General features: G+C 47.5%; 2 protein-coding genes and 1 pseudogene. 1 reads left to right on the top strand and 2 read right to left on the bottom strand.

Going from position 1 to position 2,198, the window contains the following annotated elements:
* The first annotated feature begins 17 nt into the window (after nt 1-17).
* Nucleotides 18-497, top strand: coding sequence for a transposase (locus QUA88_RS29375; RefSeq protein ID WP_333275236.1), 480 nt, complete (start codon nt 18-20; stop codon nt 495-497).
* A gap of 1 nt (nt 498) precedes the next feature.
* Here QUA88_RS29375 and QUA88_RS29370 read toward each other — a convergent pair whose 3' ends face one another.
* Together QUA88_RS29370 and QUA88_RS29365 are read right to left on the bottom strand one after the other, a co-directional pair.
* Nucleotides 499-1,509 carry a J domain-containing protein gene (locus QUA88_RS29370; RefSeq protein ID WP_333057740.1) on the bottom strand — a complete coding sequence of 337 codons (1,011 nt, stop codon included), beginning with the start codon at nt 1,507-1,509 and terminating at the stop codon, nt 499-501.
* Nucleotides 1,510-1,920: 411 nt separating this feature from the next.
* Nucleotides 1,921-2,198, bottom strand: a pseudogene (locus QUA88_RS29365) (hypothetical protein); the annotation flags it as partial.

Genomic DNA, 2,198 nt, shown 5'->3' with positions numbered 1-2,198 from the left:
AAAAGCGCTTTCAGACTTTGGTAAATCACACTATCAGTCACCGTATCGTAACCAAGGCTAAGAACAAAAATCAAGTTATCGCTTTGGAAGATTTGACGGGAATTAGGGAACGCACAAATCAGCAGCCACGCTCGCAGAAAGAGCGGAGACTTAGTAATAGCTGGGCGTTCTTTCAGTTGCGTCAATTCCTCATCTACAAAGCTATAAAGCATAGCGTAAAGATTCTGTTTGTTGAGCCTAGATACACCAGCAAAATGTGCCACAAGTGCAATCACATTCATCCTGTAAAGGGTGAGTCTTATAGGAATGGCAAAAAGTTCGCTTGTGGTCATTGTGGATGGAAAGGTGATGCCGACTTAAACGGCAGTAAGAATATTGCTGCTATTGAGGCTTTCGTAAATAAGCCCTTATGTTCGAGATTGTTTTGCAAGGTGCAAGATAATTTCAGGGCTATTGAAAGCCCACACTGTAGCTGTACTCAGGTCCGTGCTGGGTAATTTACAGCACCATCTGATTGAGATTACTGCGAGGATTAAAAGTGCGATTTGCTTTGATTTTTTCATAGCATTCGCGTTCTACACTGCTAATTTCTTTCGGTGGCACGATCGCAATTTTGACCAACAAATCAGTCCGCTCGTTTTTCTTCGGTTTCGGCCATCCCTTGCCCCGCAACCGCAAAGACTGACCCGAACGAATCCCGGCTGGAAATTTCACAGTGATCATACCTTCAGGCGCCGGCACTTCAATTGAAGATCCCAACACCGCTTCGTCGGGAGTTATCGGCACTTCGCAGACCAAATTCTCTCCCTCAAACTGGAAGAAAGCGTGAGGCAAAACTTCTAATTTTAGGTACAAATCTCCCTGTTGCTTCGTGTACGGGTCAACTTGACCTTTGCCTTTTATCCGAATTTTGCTGCCGGTTTTCACTCCTGCTGGAATCGAAACTTCCCCCGTGGCGACTCGCTTAGAAGTTCCCCGAAATGCTTCCCCCAAAGTCAGGGAAATGGCGACCTCGGTGTCGAGAGAGCTTCCTGCGGTGCGATTTTCGTACCCCGCGAAATCTTCAAATCCGCCAAAACCTGTGGGCCCGCCGCTGGTGCTGCGGTAGTTGCTGTAATTCCACTTGGCGTTGCGGGCACTACCAGGACTACTACCTGCGCGACCTAACAAGGCATTGATAAATTCGTCAAAACTGCCGTACTCGCTGAAGTCAACCCCGCCAAAGTCTACATTCGTACTGCCCCCGCCCGGCCATCCGCCTGGAGTTGTGGCAGCTTGCTTCCAGTATTGACCGTATTGGTCGTATTTTTTGCGTTTTTCAGGGTCTGAGAGCACTTCGTAAGCTTCGTTTACTTCTTTAAAACGAGCTTCTGCTTCTTTGTTGCCGGGGTTCATGTCCGGGTGATATTTGCGGGCTAGTTTGCGGAAAGTTTTTTTAATTTCGTCAGAACTGGCAGTTTTGTTGAGTCCCAAAATAGCGTAATAGTCTTTAAAATCTGTTGCAGCCATTAAGCAATCCCCTCTTTATTAGTTGTTATTTGTTAGTTGTTAGTTGTTAGAAAGAATAAATCCCAAATTAGCCGCAGGATGGCGCATTAGTATAATGCCAGTAGCAGAAGTGCCTGCGGCATCTCATTCAAATTATAGGTTATCAAAGGTTTGGACTCGATCGAGTTCGGTTGTTGCTTGGCGTTCGATCGCAATTTCCGCACTCCCCTGCTGTTTAAGATTTTATAGCATTCGCCTCTCTCGTGCACAAGGGAGCCAGAGCAGCAGCCTCTAGAAATGCTTTTGGCATTCGACAGTAAAAACAATGCTTTCATCAATTAAGAACGTCCTTACCCTATGTGCCGTTGCTATACCTGTGAGCTTGGAGACTGTGAAACTCCTGTGGCGAAAACTTTTGGGGAGTTATGAGGCTTAGGGCTTTCGGGAGGCGGCAGCCCGATTGAGGTGAGGGGGGAAAGCTGCTGCTGTTGCGGGTGCGAGCCCAGGAGGGTTGACTTGCGCGGACGATCGATCTTTTTTTGGTCTTTTTTTCCGGGGCGCTGTGCGATGGCTACGCCCCGCCTTACGCCTACAAACTTTTCGATCGAAGCTCGATCGCCCACTCCAAATCTTAGGATCGCGAATTAAATAACTTACAATTTTAATTGTTATTGTGGGATGGGCGTCCCGCCCGTCCAAAAAGGACGGGC

The sequence above is a fragment of the Microcoleus sp. D3_18_C2 genome (assembly GCF_036702395.1).
Classification (GTDB): Bacteria; Cyanobacteriota; Cyanobacteriia; order Cyanobacteriales; family Microcoleaceae; genus Microcoleus.
This window is presented reverse-complemented; position numbering and strand designations above follow the sequence as displayed.

Bases quoted from the DNA above. Each gene is read 5' to 3' on its own strand.
- QUA88_RS29370 (WP_333057740.1), bottom strand. From the start codon at position 1,509: ATGGCTGCAACAGATTTTAAAGACTATTACGCTATTTTGGGACTCAAC.